This window comes from Pseudomonas sp. X4 (genome assembly GCF_040784925.1).
GTDB lineage: Bacteria > Pseudomonadota > Gammaproteobacteria > Pseudomonadales > Pseudomonadaceae > Aquipseudomonas > Aquipseudomonas putida_Z.
The window spans coordinates 3,903,412-3,919,833 of record NZ_CP160798.1; the positions used below are offsets into that span (position 1 = coordinate 3,903,412).

Annotated in this window: 15 protein-coding genes; 9 read left to right on the forward strand and 6 right to left on the reverse strand. The window is 55.7% G+C overall.

Translation table 11 applies throughout. The features are described from left to right. The first annotated feature begins 141 nt into the window (after positions 1 to 141). On the forward strand, positions 142 to 2,139 hold the full coding sequence (locus ABX298_RS17425) for a polysaccharide biosynthesis protein (protein ID WP_367393385.1): 1,998 nt from the start codon (positions 142 to 144) through the stop codon (positions 2,137 to 2,139). Positions 2,140 to 2,338: 199 nt separating this feature from the next. On the opposite strand, the gene ABX298_RS17430 is transcribed toward ABX298_RS17425, so the two are convergent. Then, a complete protein-coding gene (locus ABX298_RS17430; protein ID WP_367393386.1) occupies positions 2,339 to 3,475 on the reverse strand; it encodes an O-antigen ligase family protein in 1,137 nt (378 codons plus the stop codon). A gap of 512 nt (positions 3,476 to 3,987) precedes the next feature. Here ABX298_RS17430 and ABX298_RS17435 point away from each other — a divergent pair. Next, a complete protein-coding gene (locus ABX298_RS17435; protein WP_367393387.1) occupies positions 3,988 to 5,178 on the forward strand; it encodes a BNR-4 repeat-containing protein in 1,191 nt (396 codons plus the stop codon). A 249-nt stretch (positions 5,179 to 5,427) separates the two neighbouring features. Here ABX298_RS17435 and ABX298_RS17440 read toward each other — a convergent pair whose 3' ends face one another. Next, positions 5,428 to 6,009: a hypothetical protein gene (locus ABX298_RS17440; RefSeq protein ID WP_367393388.1), complete on the reverse strand. Its 582-nt coding sequence runs from the start codon at positions 6,007 to 6,009 to the stop codon at positions 5,428 to 5,430. Between the two features lie 183 nt (positions 6,010 to 6,192). Between ABX298_RS17440 and rfbB the strand changes: the two genes are divergently transcribed. The 5 genes from rfbB (at position 6,193) to ABX298_RS17465 (ending at position 11,051) form a co-directional block, all read left to right on the forward strand. After that, a complete protein-coding gene (gene rfbB / locus ABX298_RS17445) occupies positions 6,193 to 7,263 on the forward strand; it encodes a dTDP-glucose 4,6-dehydratase (protein ID WP_317409897.1) in 1,071 nt (356 codons plus the stop codon). Beyond that, entirely contained in the window at positions 7,260 to 8,165 is a 906-nt protein-coding gene (rfbD, locus tag ABX298_RS17450; RefSeq protein ID WP_367393389.1) for a dTDP-4-dehydrorhamnose reductase, read from the forward strand. Before rfbB ends, rfbD begins: the two co-directional genes overlap by 4 nt. Positions 8,166 to 8,173: 8 nt before the next feature. Beyond that, positions 8,174 to 9,055 (forward strand): glucose-1-phosphate thymidylyltransferase RfbA, encoded by an 882-nt coding sequence (gene rfbA, locus ABX298_RS17455; RefSeq protein WP_367393390.1) that lies wholly within the window; start codon positions 8,174 to 8,176, stop codon positions 9,053 to 9,055. Then, entirely contained in the window at positions 9,055 to 9,603 is a 549-nt protein-coding gene (gene rfbC, locus ABX298_RS17460; protein ID WP_286101226.1) for a dTDP-4-dehydrorhamnose 3,5-epimerase, read from the forward strand. The genes rfbA and rfbC overlap by 1 nt, the downstream gene beginning before the upstream one ends. 251 nt (positions 9,604 to 9,854) lie before the next feature. Next, complete coding sequence (locus ABX298_RS17465; RefSeq protein ID WP_367393391.1) at positions 9,855 to 11,051, forward strand: O-antigen ligase family protein; 1,197 nt, start codon at positions 9,855 to 9,857, stop codon at positions 11,049 to 11,051. On the opposite strand, the gene ABX298_RS17470 is transcribed toward ABX298_RS17465, so the two are convergent. The 3 genes from ABX298_RS17470 to wecB all read right to left on the reverse strand — a co-directional run bounded on the left by ABX298_RS17470 (position 11,048) and on the right by wecB (position 14,247). Beyond that, positions 11,048 to 11,938 (reverse strand): glycosyltransferase, encoded by an 891-nt coding sequence (locus tag ABX298_RS17470; RefSeq protein WP_286101228.1) that lies wholly within the window; start codon positions 11,936 to 11,938, stop codon positions 11,048 to 11,050. The genes ABX298_RS17465 and ABX298_RS17470 overlap by 4 nt on opposite strands. 176 nt (positions 11,939 to 12,114) lie before the next feature. Continuing rightward, positions 12,115 to 12,954, reverse strand: coding sequence for a lipopolysaccharide kinase InaA family protein (locus ABX298_RS17475; protein WP_317409902.1), 840 nt, complete (start codon positions 12,952 to 12,954; stop codon positions 12,115 to 12,117). Between the two features lie 135 nt (positions 12,955 to 13,089). After that, positions 13,090 to 14,247 carry a non-hydrolyzing UDP-N-acetylglucosamine 2-epimerase gene (gene wecB / locus ABX298_RS17480; RefSeq protein ID WP_367393392.1) on the reverse strand — a complete coding sequence of 386 codons (1,158 nt, stop codon included), beginning with the start codon at positions 14,245 to 14,247 and terminating at the stop codon, positions 13,090 to 13,092. Positions 14,248 to 14,786: 539 nt separating this feature from the next. Between wecB and ABX298_RS17485 the strand changes: the two genes are divergently transcribed. Continuing rightward, positions 14,787 to 15,122, forward strand: a complete 336-nt coding sequence (locus tag ABX298_RS17485; RefSeq protein ID WP_024086485.1) for a ComEA family DNA-binding protein — start codon at positions 14,787 to 14,789, stop codon at positions 15,120 to 15,122. A gap of 236 nt (positions 15,123 to 15,358) precedes the next feature. On the opposite strand, the gene ABX298_RS17490 is transcribed toward ABX298_RS17485, so the two are convergent. Beyond that, positions 15,359 to 15,526, reverse strand: a complete 168-nt coding sequence (locus ABX298_RS17490; protein WP_010952850.1) for a DUF2897 family protein — start codon at positions 15,524 to 15,526, stop codon at positions 15,359 to 15,361. A gap of 181 nt (positions 15,527 to 15,707) precedes the next feature. Here ABX298_RS17490 and pyrF point away from each other — a divergent pair, with 181 nt between their 5' ends. After that, entirely contained in the window at positions 15,708 to 16,409 is a 702-nt protein-coding gene (gene pyrF / locus ABX298_RS17495; RefSeq protein WP_010952851.1) for an orotidine-5'-phosphate decarboxylase, read from the forward strand. Positions 16,410 to 16,422: the final 13 nt, after the last annotated feature.

Here is a 16,422-nt window from a genome sequence, read left to right on the forward strand (position 1 = left end):
CTAAAGGCTATACGCCGAACAGGCGACGCCCATCTTGGATTTCTTGGTTTTGGTCGGATCACCCGTCAAAGGCAAGAAGCTCGTATGGAAAAATGTGATAGGAAGGGATCTGGTTTGGTTCGGAATCAGGAGAGTAAGCGGATGACGGATAAGCTGCGTACGGGGATGCTGTTGTTGCCCCGGCGCTACAAACGCGCCCTTCAGGTCGTAACTGACGTGCTGTTGGTTTGGTTCGCCCTGTGGCTGGCGTTTTTGGTTCGTCTTGGAATAGATGAAATCTATCACCCGCTGCGCTTGCACTACTGGTTGTTCTTGGCTGCGCCGGTCATCGCCATACCTATTTTCATCCGTTTCGGTATGTACCGTGCGGTGATGCGCTATTTTGGCAATGACGCGTTGATTGCCATTGGCAAGGCGGTATCGCTATCGTCCTTGATTCTAGCTTTGGTCGTTTATTGGCACAGTAATCACACAGCAGTTGTTCCCCGCTCCATTGTGTTCAATTACTGGTGGCTCAGTCTGGTGTTGATAGGTGGGCTCCGCCTGATCATGCGGCAATATTTCCTGGGAGATTGGTTCGCCGCCAGACAGCATGTGCCTTTCACCAACCGTGACAATGGTTTGCCGAAAGTTGCGATCTATGGTGCTGGGGCTGCCGGGAATCAGTTGGTCGCAGCCTTGCGAATTGGTCGTATGATGCGCCCAGTTGCTTTCATCGACGATGACGAGAGTGTCGCGGATCGAATCATTTCTGGTCTTCAGGTGTTTCGTGGCAATGATATTCAGAAAATGATCGATGCGACAGGAGCCGAGGAAATTCTTTTGGCCATCCCGTCTGCGAGTCGTGCGCGTCGTCGCGAAATATTGGGGTTGCTTGAAAATTTCCCCTTGCATGTACGCAGTGTTCCTGGATTCATGGATTTGGCAAGTGGCCGAGTCAAAGTTGATGATATCCAGGAGGTCGATATTGCTGACTTGTTGGGCCGTGATGCCGTTCCGGCTCAAGAGGATTTACTTGCCCACTGTGTTACAGGTCAAGTGGTCATGGTTACAGGGGCTGGTGGCTCAATCGGCTCTGAGTTGTGCCGTCAGATCCTCATGCTCGAGCCCAAAGTGTTGCTGCTGTTTGAGCACAGTGAATTCAACCTTTACAGTATTCATGGTGAGTTGGAGCAGCGCATCCGACGTGAGTCACTTCCTGTGCGTCTGGTACCGTTTCTGGGCTCGATCCGAAACCAGAAACACTTGATCGATACCATGACAATGTGGGGCGTGAACACTGTTTATCATGCAGCTGCCTACAAGCACGTTCCCTTGGTTGAGCACAATATCGCTGAAGGTGTTTTAAACAATGTCATTGGCACGTTGAATACGGCGCAGGCTGCGCTTCAGGCTAATGTGGCGAACTTTGTACTGATTTCGACTGACAAAGCAGTTCGACCAACCAATGTGATGGGTAGCACCAAACGCTTGGCTGAGCTCGTCTTGCAAGCGTTGAGCAAGGAAGTCGCGCCGGTATTGTTTGGGGATTCCGGGAATGTTGCCAGAGTGAATAAGACTCGCTTCACGATGGTGCGCTTTGGCAATGTGCTCGGATCGTCGGGTTCTGTAATTCCTCTTTTTCATAAGCAGATCCAAGCTGGCGGGCCGCTGACGGTCACTCACCCCAAAATTACCCGTTACTTCATGACTATTCCTGAAGCCGCCCAGTTGGTCATCCAGGCTGGCTCCATGGGGCTTGGGGGAGATGTATTCGTGTTGGACATGGGCGAGCCCGTAAGGATCGCGGCGTTAGCCGAAAAAATGATCCATTTATCCGGCTTGAGTGTCAGGTCCGAAAAGAATCCTCATGGTGATATCGCTATTGAATTCACCGGTCTGCGACCAGGGGAAAAACTATATGAGGAACTGTTGATTGGCGATAACGTGTCGCCCACTCGGCACCCAATGATACTGACAGCAAGCGAAGATTTTTTGGTCTGGGACGTGCTTAAGGATCGTCTAGCACTATTGTTGAAGGCAGTCGAAACCGAGGATTTTGCAGTTGTTCGCCAATTGCTCAGGGAACTAGTAAGCGGGTACACCCCCGAAGGAGAGATTGTTGATTGGGTGTATCAGCAGCGCTTGAGAGATGTCTAGCGTATTGGGCCTAGTCGTCTGTAAATATTCGACTAGGCCCAATAAGAAAAGCTCTTGCGTCACTGCCTGTACCAAGCCAGATGTGACCATCTTCGCGTAGCTTTTTCGAACTTACCGAAGTGTATCCTGTTCCAATTTTTACTTCAGACCTTCCAGCTTATCTGTGTCCTATGTCGAGCATGTATATGCGCCCTTTCCCTTATTTTATCGGCTTTAGTTTCGATACCGAACAAAGCGCGAGAGCGGTAGGGACGAGCAGATAGGTAAAATACTTTCCGGCAACTAGCAGTAGTATTGTGGTTAATATCAATGATAGTCCAACTGTTGAGAGGTGATCGGACTTGCCTGAAAGTATGTCAGCTATTCCTCTCAATGCTGGAATGGTTATAAGTGCGATAAAGAATAACGCCCCAAGCAGTCCTGTTTCTTGCCATACAGACATTATATTGTGTATGTATCCCCCTTCTTCGTATTGTCCGTATGCTCCAGATATAGGGCTTTCGAATATTTTTTCAATACCTTCCCTTGACATTCTGTCGCGCTCATTACTTGAATTGTCATTTTGGAGGTCTGTTAGTGCGGTGATTCTGCTTTCCGGTAGTTTAACGGCTTCAGTAGTAATTGCTATTAAGGCAAGGCTCAGTATTGTGAATGCCAGTATTATTGGGGTTGATTTGTTTTTGTAGCTCAGGAACTCAAGCAGCGCTGCGAAAAAAATATAACCTGCAAATTCGCTTCTCGCTGAGTTAATATACAGGCAGGTTAATGCAATTATGTGTACTATGTAGCGCAATGCTCGTAATTTAACCTTGGTTGCTATAAATATCGTAGTAACCATGTAGCATAGGGCGAATGTTTGATAGCTAGGTATGATTCCTGCGTCGTCTGATATCTCTCTTAGAGCAAATCTTCCATCTTTGCTGAAGATAAGTATGCATGCTGAGGCGGCCATCCAGGGCAGAGTTATGATCCATGAATTGCTTTTTATGTCAGAAAATGTTTCCTTGCATAATATAAATACCGCAATGCTTTGTGCGATAGAGACTAAGTGCCAGGTCATCAAGGACTTATCTGGGGTTTGTGCTCCGTGCCAAACTACTATTAATGCGAATACGCTAAGGAATAGGAAGAATGCAAAGTCTATCGACTGAATTTTTCCGATGCTAAATGTGTTGATGATGTATGAGGGTAAAATTGTGAGTAAGGATAATGTGCACATTAGGCCGAAAAAACCAGAGTTTATCGGTGGAAAAATGTGTTGTGATATTGCGACGTAATACAGGATAGTTCCTGGGAAGGTTAAAGAAAATACTATATTGGAAATTCTGATGACCATGACCGTCCTGTTCAATGCACCCAACGTTTCAGCGAATCATAACCCAAGTGAGAGCAAGGCTCTATGCATTGCTCGAAAATAAGAGCGAGCAAGTGCGCACCACCAAAACACAGCAGTTGATCCTCCCCCAACGCTGACCAACAAGGCGGCGTTTTGGTTCCGCACTCTAGGGGACTCTGATCAGTTCAGCAACGGCCATCTCTGACCTGCGCAGCCTCGGCAGGCTAGCCTAGTGCGATGCAGGGCCTACACGAAACCGGGAGCCGATAGGTACTGTACTGTGCTGTACCTAACTGAGAGCAGTAGTACGCGAAAGAAGCATCATAGCTGGATTCTCGACACGACACGCCATGCGAGAGAGCGTATAAAGAGCTGACCAAGCCGCGGTAATGGATACTGACGCGACCAGCAGGACTTCGATGTGCTGTATTTTTAAATTAGCATCTCTATAAGACCGCTGCAGTAAGTCGTAATATTAGCCATAATGGCAGTTTTTCCGTGCGGGTAGCCTGATGAAGCGTAGAGATTTCTTGATGTCAGCTGGTGTCATTGCCGCATTTTCCGCGGTCCCATTTATGCGCAAGCTGTCTTCTCCAAGGCCTCTAGTCCTTACAAATGCTTATAGCCTCTGGTATAACCGGCCGGCGGTTGCGGAGTTGGATGGAGGGTTTTGTGTCGGTTACGTCACCTCTTCAGGAGAGGTGACAGTGGCAGAGATAACCGACCTTTTGTTAATCAGAAGGACAGCGCAGCTTCACAAATTTGATGATTCCAGCGATCACGGCTCGCCTTCACTTGTTCGGATCCCAAGTGGCAAATACGCGGGCCATGTCCTGGCGTGCTTCAGTAATCACGCCTCTCCCATGCTCTGTGCTCGCAGTATGAAGCCAAATGATGCATGGTCTTGGGAGACGGCCAATGTAGTTGACTCTGGCCGGGCGACTTACACATCATTGGCGGCGCTTCCCGATGGAAAAATCCTACTCATGTATACGCTGCAAGAGCGGATAGGGCAGTATTCCACTGGTGAGTGGAGACGTGTAGTTTCCAGATGCACTGACGATGGAGGTGATTCTTGGAGCGATCCGATCGTTATTGCTGGGTTTGGGGCTGGAACGTTTCCGTACTCCACGCCTCTTTCTTTGGCTAAGGATGGACGGTGTGCTATGACGTATGCGATCTACTCAAGCTCTTCTAAAAAACATCATGGTTTGACGGTTGTGGTTACGGAGGACGAATTTCAGACTAAGCTAGAGTATCCTGTTAATCTTGGCCGAAATTCCGTGCTCGATACTATTCCGTATGAAACTAGATGGATTTCAGAAAGTGTCATCGCCGTTTCATACACGGAGATGAGCGCTGATGGCTCTCGCGGAATAAGTAGGGTCGTGACTATGGACTTGGCGAGCGGTGAAGTTATTTCTAATCAACCTATAGCAGAGACTGCACTGCATACTTATGCAAGCGGTGCGGCTATTGATTTAGATGGCAAATTAGCGGTCACCTCGCCCGTATCTGGGGGGCTTGTTCGGCATAAGCTTTTAACCGGAGAGATCAATAGACTCGTCGGTTCAGGTCAGTTCTCCTCACCATGGGTGTTTTCCGTGCGAGGCAGGCCGATGCTGATGGCCCTTCGAGATCCAAAAATCACAAATACACGTGACTTTCGAGCAGATATCTACTTCATGGCGCTTTTGCCCTGAGCATGGCCGTATAATGCGATGAATGGGTTGGCTGAAAGATGCTGAACCAAGCGGCTTGAATGCTGGCGCGGCTTAGCGCGAAGAGGCTTACGCGTTGGATGCGTTTCGGAAAGCCCCAGCTCGCTGCATTGAGAGGGGCAGTTGCGCATCAAAGATAAGCAACGGGCGGGCATTCATTAGGCGTATGAGTCATAGGATTGGAATAGCGCTACGGTATGCTCGTTTCATTCAGGCTGGCATCTTATCAGCTTACAAGCTGGGGCTTTCAGTCGCAGGTGTGGTATCAAAGTTACCAACTTGCGTGCCGATCATCGAAGTCGAAAAAGTAACCGAATACCGCCCAAGATCACTAAGGTCTCGGCCAAAATCTACAGCTACCCCTTCAGAGTTCCACTTATAAACCTCAGCCTCATAAGAAGCCCCGGACTTCAACTTCACCCAATGAGTCCCGCTAGTCGCCGGCTGCCCGAGCTTATCAGTCAGCATCTCTTTAACCAGATACAAATTATTAGCATTGCCCGTCAAAACCAACTGACTAACAGCCCCATCATCCACCGTTGCAAACACTTTATACCCCGGCGAAATAGGCAGATAAGGCAACCCCCGCACCTCAAACCGTCCCGCTTTCTCGGTCGCAACCCGGCAAGGCTCACTAGGGCGTAGATCCCCCGCCACACACTCCGGCACCTCCGTCATGAAGTCCCCCTGCAGATCAACCCCCAGGAACGCGCTAGGCGTCATAACCCGCTCAGCAAGCTGCGTGGACTGTGCCCAGACAGGCGCGGAAGCAAACAAGGCCGCAACAGCGACCGAAGGAAAAATAGAAGGCATGGACAATCCCTGTGAGCCCGGATGGCTTTTCCTGAGAAGGGGTCGTATTTTGCCCCGCCAGCAATGACAGAACAACAGTCAAAAGCGTGAACGGCGTCTTACCGCAACACTCCCGCAGCTTTCCCGTCTAGAATTGCGCCCAGTTACCTTTACCCGACACTTACTCGAGAAGCGTTCAACCCTATGACAATCCTGGTAACCGGCGGCGCCGGCTTCATCGGTGCGAATTTCGTGCTGGATTGGTTAAGCCAGTCAGGCGAAACCATCGTCAACCTGGACAAACTGACCTACGCCGGCAACCTGCGGAGCCTGGCTAGCCTGGAAGGTAATCCGCAACATGTCTTCGTGCATGGCGATATCGGCGATGGGCCGTTGGTGCAACGGCTGTTGGCCGAGCACCGCCCGCGCGCCGTGCTCAATTTCGCCGCCGAGTCGCATGTCGACCGCTCCATTCACGGCCCTCAGGCATTCGTTGAAACGAATGTGGTGGGTACCTTCCAGTTGCTGGAAGCAGTGCGGGGCTACTGGCAGGGCCTGGATGAGGCAGAGCGGGCGGCGTTCCGCTTCCTGCATGTTTCCACCGACGAGGTTTATGGCTCGTTGAAAGCTGGTGAACCTGCGTTCACCGAAACCCACCAATACCAGCCAAACAGCCCCTACTCGGCCAGCAAGGCGGCCAGTGACCACTTGGTGCGCTCCTATCACCATACCTATGGCCTGCCGGTGCTCACCACCAACTGCTCCAACAACTACGGGCCGCTGCATTTCCCCGAAAAGCTGATCCCACTGATGATCGTCAATGCCTTGGCTGGCAAGCCGCTGCCGGTGTATGGCGATGGGCAGCAGATTCGTGACTGGCTATACGTCAAAGACCACTGCAGCGCCATCCGCCGTGTGCTGGAAGCAGGGCAGGTGGGTGAGGTGTACAACGTCGGCGGCTGGAACGAAATGCCCAACCTCGACATCGTCCACCGTGTATGTGCGCTGCTCGATGAGCTTCGCCCGCGGGCTGACGGGCAGTCTTATGCCAGCCAGATCAGCTTCGTAGCCGACCGCCCAGGCCACGACCGCCGCTATGCAATCGATGCCCGCAAGCTTGAGCGCGAGCTTGGCTGGAAGCCTGCTGAAACCTTCGAAACCGGCATTCGCAAGACGGTTACCTGGTATCTGGCTAACCAGGACTGGGTCAAAGGTGTAATGGACGGCAGTTATCGTGACTGGGTCGCACAGCAATATGGGGCTGAGAAAGTTTGAAAATCTTGCTGTTGGGGAAGAACGGGCAGGTAGGTTGGGAGTTGCAGCGTGCCCTTGCGCCATTGGGGGAGGTGATTGCGCTTGACCGCCAGGGCGACGGTAGCTTGTGTGGTGATTTGAGTGACCTCGAAGGCCTGGCGGCTACAGTGCGCTCGCTAGCCCCGGATGTGATCGTGAACGCTGCGGCCTACACGGCAGTGGACAAAGCCGAGAGCGAGCCAGAGCTGGCTGCCCGAATCAATGCCGAAGCGCCGGGCGTTCTGGCACGTGAGGCCGCCAAGCTGGGAGCATGGCTGATTCACTACTCTACAGACTACGTGTTCGATGGCAGTGGCCAAGCCCAATGGCAAGAGGATGCTCCCACCGGTCCGTTGTCTGTCTATGGCCGTACCAAGCTCGATGGTGAGCTGGCCATTCAGGCCAGCGGTGCCTCTGCCGTGGTGCTGCGTACCAGCTGGGTGTATGCTGCGCGCGGCCACAATTTTGCCAAGACCATGCTGCGTCTGGCGGCGGAGCGCGATGCGCTCAACGTGGTGGCAGACCAGTTTGGTGCCCCCACTGGCGCAGACCTGATCGCCGATGTTACCGCCCATATCCTGCACCGAATATTCAGCGTGCAGGACGCGCGCCCTTTGGCAGGCACCTACCATCTTGCAGCAGCCGGCGAAACCAGCTGGCACGGGTATGCCCAGTTCGTATTGGCGCATGCCAGCCACAATGGCGTTGCCTTGAGGGTTTCAGCCGAGCAGGTAGGCGCAATCAATACCGAAGCTTACCCGGTGCCGGCGCCACGCCCGCGAAATTCTCGGCTGGCATTGGCTAAACTCGAAGAAACGTTCAATCTCAAGATGCCGCTTTGGCAACAAGGCGTGCAACGCATGCTGGACGAAATCCAGCGCTAGGAATTTTTATGGCACGCAAAGGACTCATTCTGGCGGGCGGCTCTGGCACTCGCCTGCACCCCGCCACGCTGTCGGTATCGAAGCAACTGTTGCCGGTGTACGACAAACCGATGATCTACTACCCGCTCAGTACGCTGCTGCTAGCCGGTATTCGTGACATCCTGATCATCTCGACGCCACAAGACACCCCACGCTTCGAGCAATTGCTGGGTGATGGTAGCCGTTGGGGCATCAACCTTTCGTATGCCGTGCAAGCTAGCCCGGATGGGTTGGCCCAGGCGTTCACGATCGGGGCAGGCTTCATTGGCAACGCCGCGTCCGCCTTGGTGCTGGGTGACAACATTTTCTATGGTCACGACTTCCAGGCGCTGCTGCAGAGCGCTGACCAGCGGCAGACGGGCGCGTCCGTCTTTGCATATCACGTCCAGGACCCGGAGCGTTATGGGGTCGCGGAGTTCGATGACAGCGGGCGTGTGCTGTCGATTGAAGAAAAGCCGAAGGTCCCCAAGTCCAACTATGCGGTCACCGGCCTTTATTTCTACGACAACCAGGTCGTCGACCTGGCCAGGCAGCTGAAGCCGTCGGCACGTGGCGAACTGGAAATTACCGACCTCAACAACTTGTACCTCCAGCAACAGCAGCTGCAGGTCGAGATCATGGGGCGTGGTTATGCGTGGCTGGATACCGGTACCCACGACAGCTTGCTGGATGCCAGCCAATACATTGCCACCATGGAGCGGCGCCAGGGCCTCAAGGTTGCTTGCCCTGAAGAGATTTGCTATCGCGCGGGCTGGATCAATGCTGAACAGCTTGAGCGCCTCGCCCAACCGTTGCTGAAAAACGGTTACGGTCAGTACCTGAAGAACCTGCTTGAAGTGAAGGTATTTTGATGCACGCTATTTCGTTGGCCATCCCTGAAGTCTTCCTGTTTACCCCAAAGGTTTTCGGTGATGAGCGTGGCTTTTTCTACGAGAGTTTCAATGCACGCGTGTTCAATGAAGTGACTGGCCTGCAGCCCGACTTCGTTCAGGACAATCATTCCCGCTCGGTGAAGGGCGTGCTGCGCGGGCTGCATTACCAGCTACCGCCCCACGCCCAAGGCAAGCTGGTGCGTGTGGTACAGGGTGAAGTGTTCGATGTAGCGGTGGATATCCGCCGCAGCTCGCCCACCTTTGGCAAATGGGTTGGTGCGGTGTTGTCGTCGCAAAACCATAACCAGTTGTGGATTCCGCCGGGTTTCGCCCACGGCTTCGTGACGTTGAGCGAGACTGCCGAGTTTGTCTACAAGACCACCGACTTCTACTCGGCCCAGAGCGAACGTTGCATTGCCTGGGATGATCAGCAAATTGCCATCGACTGGCCGATAGACTTCGAGCCCACGCTGTCCGCCAAGGACCAGGTCGGCAAGGCCCTGGCGCAGGCCGACCTGTTCGACTGACGGTACCTGCGGGGGAGGGGGCGGTGAACGTGCATTGCTCTGGTGGCCTGCGTATGATGGCGAGCTGCCATGAATCGCTTGCCAAGCGCAGCGCTGCTGCAATTGGTGACTCCGGTCGTGGCAGGAATCCGCAGCTGAGCCGGGAAAAGAACTTGTTTCAGAAAAGGGCGATTTCCATCAGCTGCAGCATTTTTATAATTATATTCGCATAGGATATGTGATGAAGAACGCCGTTTGCCTGAGGACGCTAGATGTCGATTGATGTATCAATAGAGTCCCCGGCTCAACGATTTGGAAGTCTGGTCAATACCTACCTGTTGCCATTGGGCTGGTTTTTCATCCTTACAGGGATGTTCTGGGCCTGGGACCGTACTACCTACCACAAGCTTTTCTACATTTTTCTTGCCCTGCCCACGCTTGGGATGTTGATCGCACAGCGTAAATGGTTCAAACCTCTCGTTTGTAACCCACTGTTCCTGGCTTTCCTGGCCTTCAGTGCCTACACCCTGTTGAGCATTGCCTGGTCCGACACGGAAAACTCCGTTGGCAGCTTGGTCAAGCGGCCACTGTACATCGCAATGTTGCTGTTCGCTGCCGGTATCATCAGCCTGCGTTCTCCTGGGCAGCTGGAGCAATGCACGCGTCTGGCAGCTATCTTCGCTGCAATTGCGGCAGGCGTTTCATTGGCTTACTTCCTCTACCTGAACCCGTCTTTTGCGGGTAGGCGTTTGGTAGGTTACGGCGCGCTGTACAACCCTTTGCTCTCCGCCCATGTATTTGGCGCATTTGCTGCGTTCTGGTTGGCATCCTGGTTCCAGGCCCGTAGCGCGTTAAGCCCATTGCCGCTTGTGTGCCTGGGGATCTTGGGGCTGGCGGTTTTCGCAACCGGCTCCCGCACGCCATTGATTGGCCTGGCGGCTGCTTTGGGTTGGCTTCTGGTGGTTGGCGACCGCAGGCGTGGGCTCATGGCCGGTGCGGCGATCGTGCTTGTGCTGATCGGCGTTGCACTGGTGTATCCCGAGGCCGTGACTCAGCGTGGCGTTTCATATCGCCCGGCCATTTGGTTGGATGCGCTGCGCCAGGCCAGCGAACATCCATGGTTGGGGCATGGTTTCGACTCACCCATGACGGTGATTATTCCGGGGCTTGGAAGAACACTTGCCGATCCGCATAACATCGAGTTAGGCGTGCTATACGCCGGTGGGATCGTAGGTTTGGCCCTGTGGATGGCGATTTACGGCGTGGCCATGTACTTCTGCTGGGCTTACCGCAAACACCCCGGTGTGACCCTTGCGGCAACCTGGCTGATCTTCGGCTTCGCCTCGGGCCTGACGGAAGGCAGTGCCTTCATGTCACGCCCGAAGGAGCATTGGTTCCTGATCTGGATTCCGATGGCCCTGGTCTATGGCCAGTCACTGGTCCACTGGAAGCGTAGCCGCGCGGCTTAAGACCAGGCCATCCGCCACATACCGCGCAGGGTCTTCTTGTTCCAATACCTGAGCGGGATTTCTGAAAGGACTTCCCGGCTCAGTGCCTTGTCGCGGTTGGCGTACTTCAGCACCATGGAGTTACGGAAGTTCATGCACACCTGCTCGTACTGCGGGTGGTCGCTGAACACGGCAAAGGTGCGCAGCACGTTATCCACCATGAAGCGGCCGTTCTTGAAGGTGTTGGTGGGGTGGTCACGGTACTGCGCCAGCACCTCGCCCAGCACGTCGATGAAGTAACCGGCACGTGCGATCGACAGTTCGATATACACGTCTTCCAGGCGGATATCGGCATTGAAGCCGCCCACTTTTTCCAGCGCCTCGCGGCGCAGCATCAATGTGGCTGCCATGGGGCCAGGCTTGCGGTCGAGAAACAGGTCGTCGAAGTCCAGGCGGCGGAAGGGCAGGTTACGGTTGCGCTGCTCGCGAGCGCCCATCACCTTGCCATCCTGGTCGATGGTTTCGATGTTGGCCGAGCAAATGCCCACTTCAGGCTTGCCGTTCATGTATTCCACCTGGGTGGCGATACGGTGTGGCAGCATGATGTCGTCGGAGCCGAAAGGCACGATCAGGTTGCCCTTGGCGCGTGCGATCGCGTCGTTGAGCGTGCGTGCCAGGCCTTGGTTGGCCTGGAAGCGCAGGTCGAAGCCGTACTGCTCCTGAAGGCGCTTGAGCACTGCAGGGCTGTCGTCCTTGGAGCCGTCATCGATCACCAGAAGCTCGATGTTCTTGTAGGTCTGGTTGATGACGCTGGTGATGCTTGCTTCGATGTAGCGCGCATGGTTGTACGACGCGATGATCACTGTCACCAACGGAGTGTCAGTGACGGCGTGACTCTCAGAACTCATGTGAAATCCCTAGCTTTGATCCGTTTGTATGAAGCTTTGTGCAGGCTGCCTGCTTGCTCTTTTCTAAAGTGATGGCAATTCAGTGTCTTGGGCAGGTAGTCCCCATTCTAAAGGAAGGGGCATCTTGGGGATACGGTAGGCTCGGCGCAGGTTGCCTACCCGTGTAGCAATGGTGCTTACCAACGACTTTCGAGTACGCCACGGGTGAAGATCTCGCGGCGTTTCAGGCGCCCGATTTCCTCATGCTTGGCAAGCGCGTACACCCGGTTGAAGGCAGCACGTTGCACATCAGGGAAGTACTCGGCCAGTGCACATTCAACCGCAGCATCGTAGTCCGCTTCGGTTATGTAACGGTAAATTTCCCGGTAGTAGAAAAAGCCGAACTGAAAGCCCAGGGTTTCGCTGAAGAAATTGCCCGGCTCGGAGAAGCTGTTCTCCAGGTCGATGGCCTGCGCTTTGCCTTGTTGCGGGAGCATCACGTTGGCGGCCCACAGGTCCATGTGGGTGACCCCCCGGCAGTGCAGGGCATGCAACAGTTCGAAGGCGGCCTCGATTACCTGGTGCACCGCTTCGGGCGCCCTGCGGATTCTTGCCAACCCGTCCTCGTGGCCACTGAGCAATTCGGTGATAAGGAAGAAGTCCTGCATCAGGCCGAACCTGGAGCGGCTGTAACCGTAGCCGACCAGCCTTGGCACCCGTGCACCGCGGCGGCCCGCTTCGCGCGTATTGATCAGTTCCTCGAGAGACCAGTCGTACATGCCGTTGCGCTTGGGCCTGCCGCGTTGCATGCGCAGTTTCTTTTTCAGCGAGTCGAGTTTTTCGCGCTTGGTGAACAACTGGCTCTGCACGCAGGCGAGCGGTGCGCTGACCCGTTTGGCGCTGGCGCTTTGCGCGATCAGCTGTTCGAAGGCTTGTCGGGTGTGAGGGGCAATGGGGCCCTGAAGGTGCAGGGTGGTGTCGCGATACCGCAGGGTGTGGGGGTATTCGTCTTGCCAGATCTGTGTGTCGCCAACCACGCTTCGTCCTTGTAGTATCAAAAAGCCATATTTCAATGGATCCAATGTTACAGAACTTTCACGTTTTTCCTACAATTTATTGACGTTCGTTAACCTGATCGTATGGTATAGGGCCGCATCGGCGGCCTCTATTGCTCAAGCCTTGGGCGCTTTCTGCGCATCCTGTGCAACGGCAAGATCAGCAAGCGCCTGCACTATCCGCCCACACGCTTTGCCATCGCCGTAGGGGTTATGCGCCACGCTCATCTCCCGGTAAGCCCCCTCATCCGTCAGCAACCTGGCCAGCTCACCGGCAATGGAATCCACCTCCGTACCCACCAGCTTCACAGTCCCCGCTGCCACGGCCTCTGGCCGCTCCGTGGTATCGCGCATCACCAGCACCGGTTTGCCAAGTGCCGGTGCTTCCTCCTGAATGCCCCCCGAGTCGGTCAAAATTACATACGCACGGCTCATCAGGTAAACGAACGGCAGGTAATCCAGTGGTTCGATCAGGTAGATATTCCCCACATCCGCCAGCAGCCGGTTGACCGGTTCGCGCACGTTGGGGTTGAGGTGCACCGGGTACAGCACATCCACCTCGGGGAACTGGCGCGCCGTCTGTACCAAAGCCTGGCAGATGCGTTCGAAGCCACCGCCAAAGTTCTCGCGGCGGTGGCCTGTTACCAGCACCATGCGGCGGTTGGCAGCCAGGTAATCGAACTGGCGTTCGAACTGGGCCCTCAGCGCCGGGCTCTCCAGTTTGTGCACCACTTCCAGCAGGGCGTCGATCACGGTGTTGCCGGTGGTGAAAATGCTCGCCGGGTCGGTGCCTTCCCTTAGCAGGTTGTCACGCGAGGTGGCGGTGGGGGCGAAGTGCAGGGCGGCCAGGGTGCCGGTCAGGCGCCGGTTGCCTTCCTCTGGCCAGGGGGAATACAGGTTGTTGGTGCGCAGGCCGGCTTCTACGTGGGCGATGGGGATTTGCTGGTAATAGGCCGCCAGGCTGGTGGCAAACGTGGTCGCGGTGTCGCCATGCACCAGCACAACATCGGGCTTGAATTCGGCCAGTACCGGCTGGATACCCTGCAAAATCCCGGTAGTCACGCCGGTCAGGTCCTGGCCGGGTTTCATGATGTTCAAGTCGTAATCGGGGGTGATATCGAACAGTTCCAGTACCTGGTCGAGCATTTGCCGGTGTTGGCCGGTGACGCACACGCGGGACTCGAAGCGGGCATCCTGGGCGAGTTGCAGGGCAAGCGGGGCCATCTTGATGGCTTCTGGACGGGTGCCAAATACGGTGAGGGTCTTGAGGGGCACGGCGGTGATCCTCTTGCTGGACGGGGGCAGTACGGGTGGGCCGAATGGGCTGGGCAGGCGCGCGAAGGCTGGCCTGATGGACGGGCTGGGTGCGAGGGCAAGCGGCGGGTGAATGGGGGCATGCAGCTTGGGTCCTTCAAGCAAACGGCTGTCCATTGCTCAAAAAATCTAGCAGTTGGTTCATGTGATGCCAGTTGGCAGGTGGTGTGTTTGCCAGCTACAGAGTGCGGTTGTTTGTGATCAGGCCTTGTTCACCGGGGGTTGTAGGAATGTGGGCAGGTTTTGCTGTGAATGCGGCATCGGACAAACGGGTATTCGGCTACAGGCCATAAGGGATGGCGCCAATGCTCTAGGGCCGGGGTGGTTGAGGGGGGAAAGGCCATTGTTTCTGGGTTGGCGAAGTTGGGTTGGTGATTGATCGATTTGGTAACCATTCGCCGATGATGGTGGCTGTTTCGGTGTGGGGTTTGCCGCTAGGGTTGATTGCGCGGCCGAAGGAAAGCGGCTGCTGGAAAATGACCAACCCAGGAGTATTCACCATGCGTAACAACGTTCTGTCGTACTTGCTGCTGCCGCTGTTCGCCAGCCTGTCCTTTTCCCTTAGCGCTGCCCCGGCCAGCACTACGGCGGTGGCCGAGCCGGTGCCGGTGGTAACCCAGCAGCAGGCCCAGCAGCCGCAGCGGCTGGACCTGAACACGGCTGATGCGCTTACTTTGCAGAAGGAGCTGAACGGGATAGGGAAGGCCAAGGCTGAGGCCATAGTGGCCTACCGGGAGGCCAATGGGCCGTTTGCTTCGGTGGATGAACTGCTGGAGATCAAGGGGATTGGTAATGCGTTGCTGGAGCGTAACCGGGACAAGGTGATGGTGGAATAAGGGGGAGGGGCTGGGGTTTGTGTCCTGGCCCTGACTTTCATGAAGATTCAATTGAGAGAACTGAATTCGAAAGCGGTCCGCGTACCCTGTGGGAGCGGCTTTAGCCGCGAAGAAACAAACGCGGTGCATGGCACCGGCTGCGCCGGTATTCGCGGCTAAAGCCGCTCCCACAGGGACCCTGCTGACTCAATGAGTTATGTATCAGCCGGTCAGATCGTGCCAGCGACCGGCGGGCGCTAGCGGTCCTGCGCATCCTTGGCATCCGCTTCGGCATTGCGCTCATGCACCTTGCGCAGCTGTTCTTCGGTCAGTGGCAGTTTCTTTGCCGTATCGCGCAGCAGCATCAGCCCGCCGACGATCGAGCCGAGGGCTATGATGAGTATCAGCCAGGCATACCAGGGCATTGTCGTTCTCCTTTGCTGGTGATGGGCAGCGCTTGTACAAATGTTGAGCAATTGCCCGTTCCGTTGGTTCAATTATAGGAGCCAGCCACTGTCGGGCCAATTCCGTGACCCGCGGGCCCCAAAGCTTGTGCCACTTCGTTTACAATGCGCGCCGTTTTCGACTTGCCAAGAGACCCTGCCCATGTCCGCCTGCCAGACGCCCCTGATCGTCGCCCTGGATTTCCCTACCCGTGAGGCCGCCCTGAAGCTGGCTGACCAGCTTGACCCTGCGCTGTGCCGGGTGAAGGTTGGCAAGGAGCTGTTCACCAGCAGCGCTTCGGGCATTGTCGAAACCCTGTGCGACAAGGGCTTCGAAGTGTTCCTGGACCTCAAGTTCCACGACATCCCCAACACCACCGCCATGGCGGTGAAGGCCGCGGCCGAGATGGGTGTATGGATGGTGAACGTGCATTGCTCCGGTGGCCTGCGCATGATGGCGGCCTGCCGTGAAGAGCTGGCCAAGCGCAGCGGCCCGCAGCCGTTGCTGATTGGTGTGACCGTGCTGACCAGCATGGAGCGTGAAGACCTGGCCGGCATCGGCCTGGATGTCGACCCGCAAGAGCAGGTGCTGCGCCTGGCGGCGCTGGCCGAGAAGGCTGGCATGGACGGTTTGGTGTGCTCGGCGCTTGAGGCCCCGGCACTGAAGGCGGCGCACCCGTCGCTGCAGCTGGTGACCCCGGGCATTCGCCCGGCAGGCAGTGCGCAGGATGACCAGCGCCGTATCCTCACCCCGCGCCAGGCACTGGATGCAGGTTCGGACTACCTGGTGATCGGCCGCCCGATCAGCCAGGCCGCCGACCCGGCGCAAGCGCTGGCAGCGGTAGTCGCTGAAATACGCGGCTGAACCTGACCAATGA

What these genes read in the sequence shown, in the direction of transcription:
- ABX298_RS17465 (WP_367393391.1), top strand. Translation starts at nt 9,855, where the DNA reads ATGTCGATTGATGTATCAATAGAGTCCCCGGCTCAACGATTTGGAAGT.
- ABX298_RS17485 (WP_024086485.1), top strand. Translation starts at nt 14,787, where the DNA reads ATGCGTAACAACGTTCTGTCGTACTTGCTGCTGCCGCTGTTCGCCAGC.
- pyrF (WP_010952851.1), top strand. Translation starts at nt 15,708, where the DNA reads ATGTCCGCCTGCCAGACGCCCCTGATCGTCGCCCTGGATTTCCCTACC.
- rfbB (WP_317409897.1), top strand. Translation starts at nt 6,193, where the DNA reads ATGACAATCCTGGTAACCGGCGGCGCCGGCTTCATCGGTGCGAATTTC.
- ABX298_RS17490 (WP_010952850.1), bottom strand. Translation starts at nt 15,526, where the DNA reads ATGCCCTGGTATGCCTGGCTGATACTCATCATAGCCCTCGGCTCGATC.
- rfbA (WP_367393390.1), top strand. Translation starts at nt 8,174, where the DNA reads ATGGCACGCAAAGGACTCATTCTGGCGGGCGGCTCTGGCACTCGCCTG.
- ABX298_RS17435 (WP_367393387.1), top strand. Translation starts at nt 3,988, where the DNA reads ATGAAGCGTAGAGATTTCTTGATGTCAGCTGGTGTCATTGCCGCATTT.
- ABX298_RS17440 (WP_367393388.1), bottom strand. Translation starts at nt 6,009, where the DNA reads ATGCCTTCTATTTTTCCTTCGGTCGCTGTTGCGGCCTTGTTTGCTTCC.
- ABX298_RS17430 (WP_367393386.1), bottom strand. Translation starts at nt 3,475, where the DNA reads ATGGTCATCAGAATTTCCAATATAGTATTTTCTTTAACCTTCCCAGGA.
- rfbC (WP_286101226.1), top strand. Translation starts at nt 9,055, where the DNA reads ATGCACGCTATTTCGTTGGCCATCCCTGAAGTCTTCCTGTTTACCCCA.
- ABX298_RS17425 (WP_367393385.1), top strand. Translation starts at nt 142, where the DNA reads ATGACGGATAAGCTGCGTACGGGGATGCTGTTGTTGCCCCGGCGCTAC.
- ABX298_RS17470 (WP_286101228.1), bottom strand. Translation starts at nt 11,938, where the DNA reads ATGAGTTCTGAGAGTCACGCCGTCACTGACACTCCGTTGGTGACAGTG.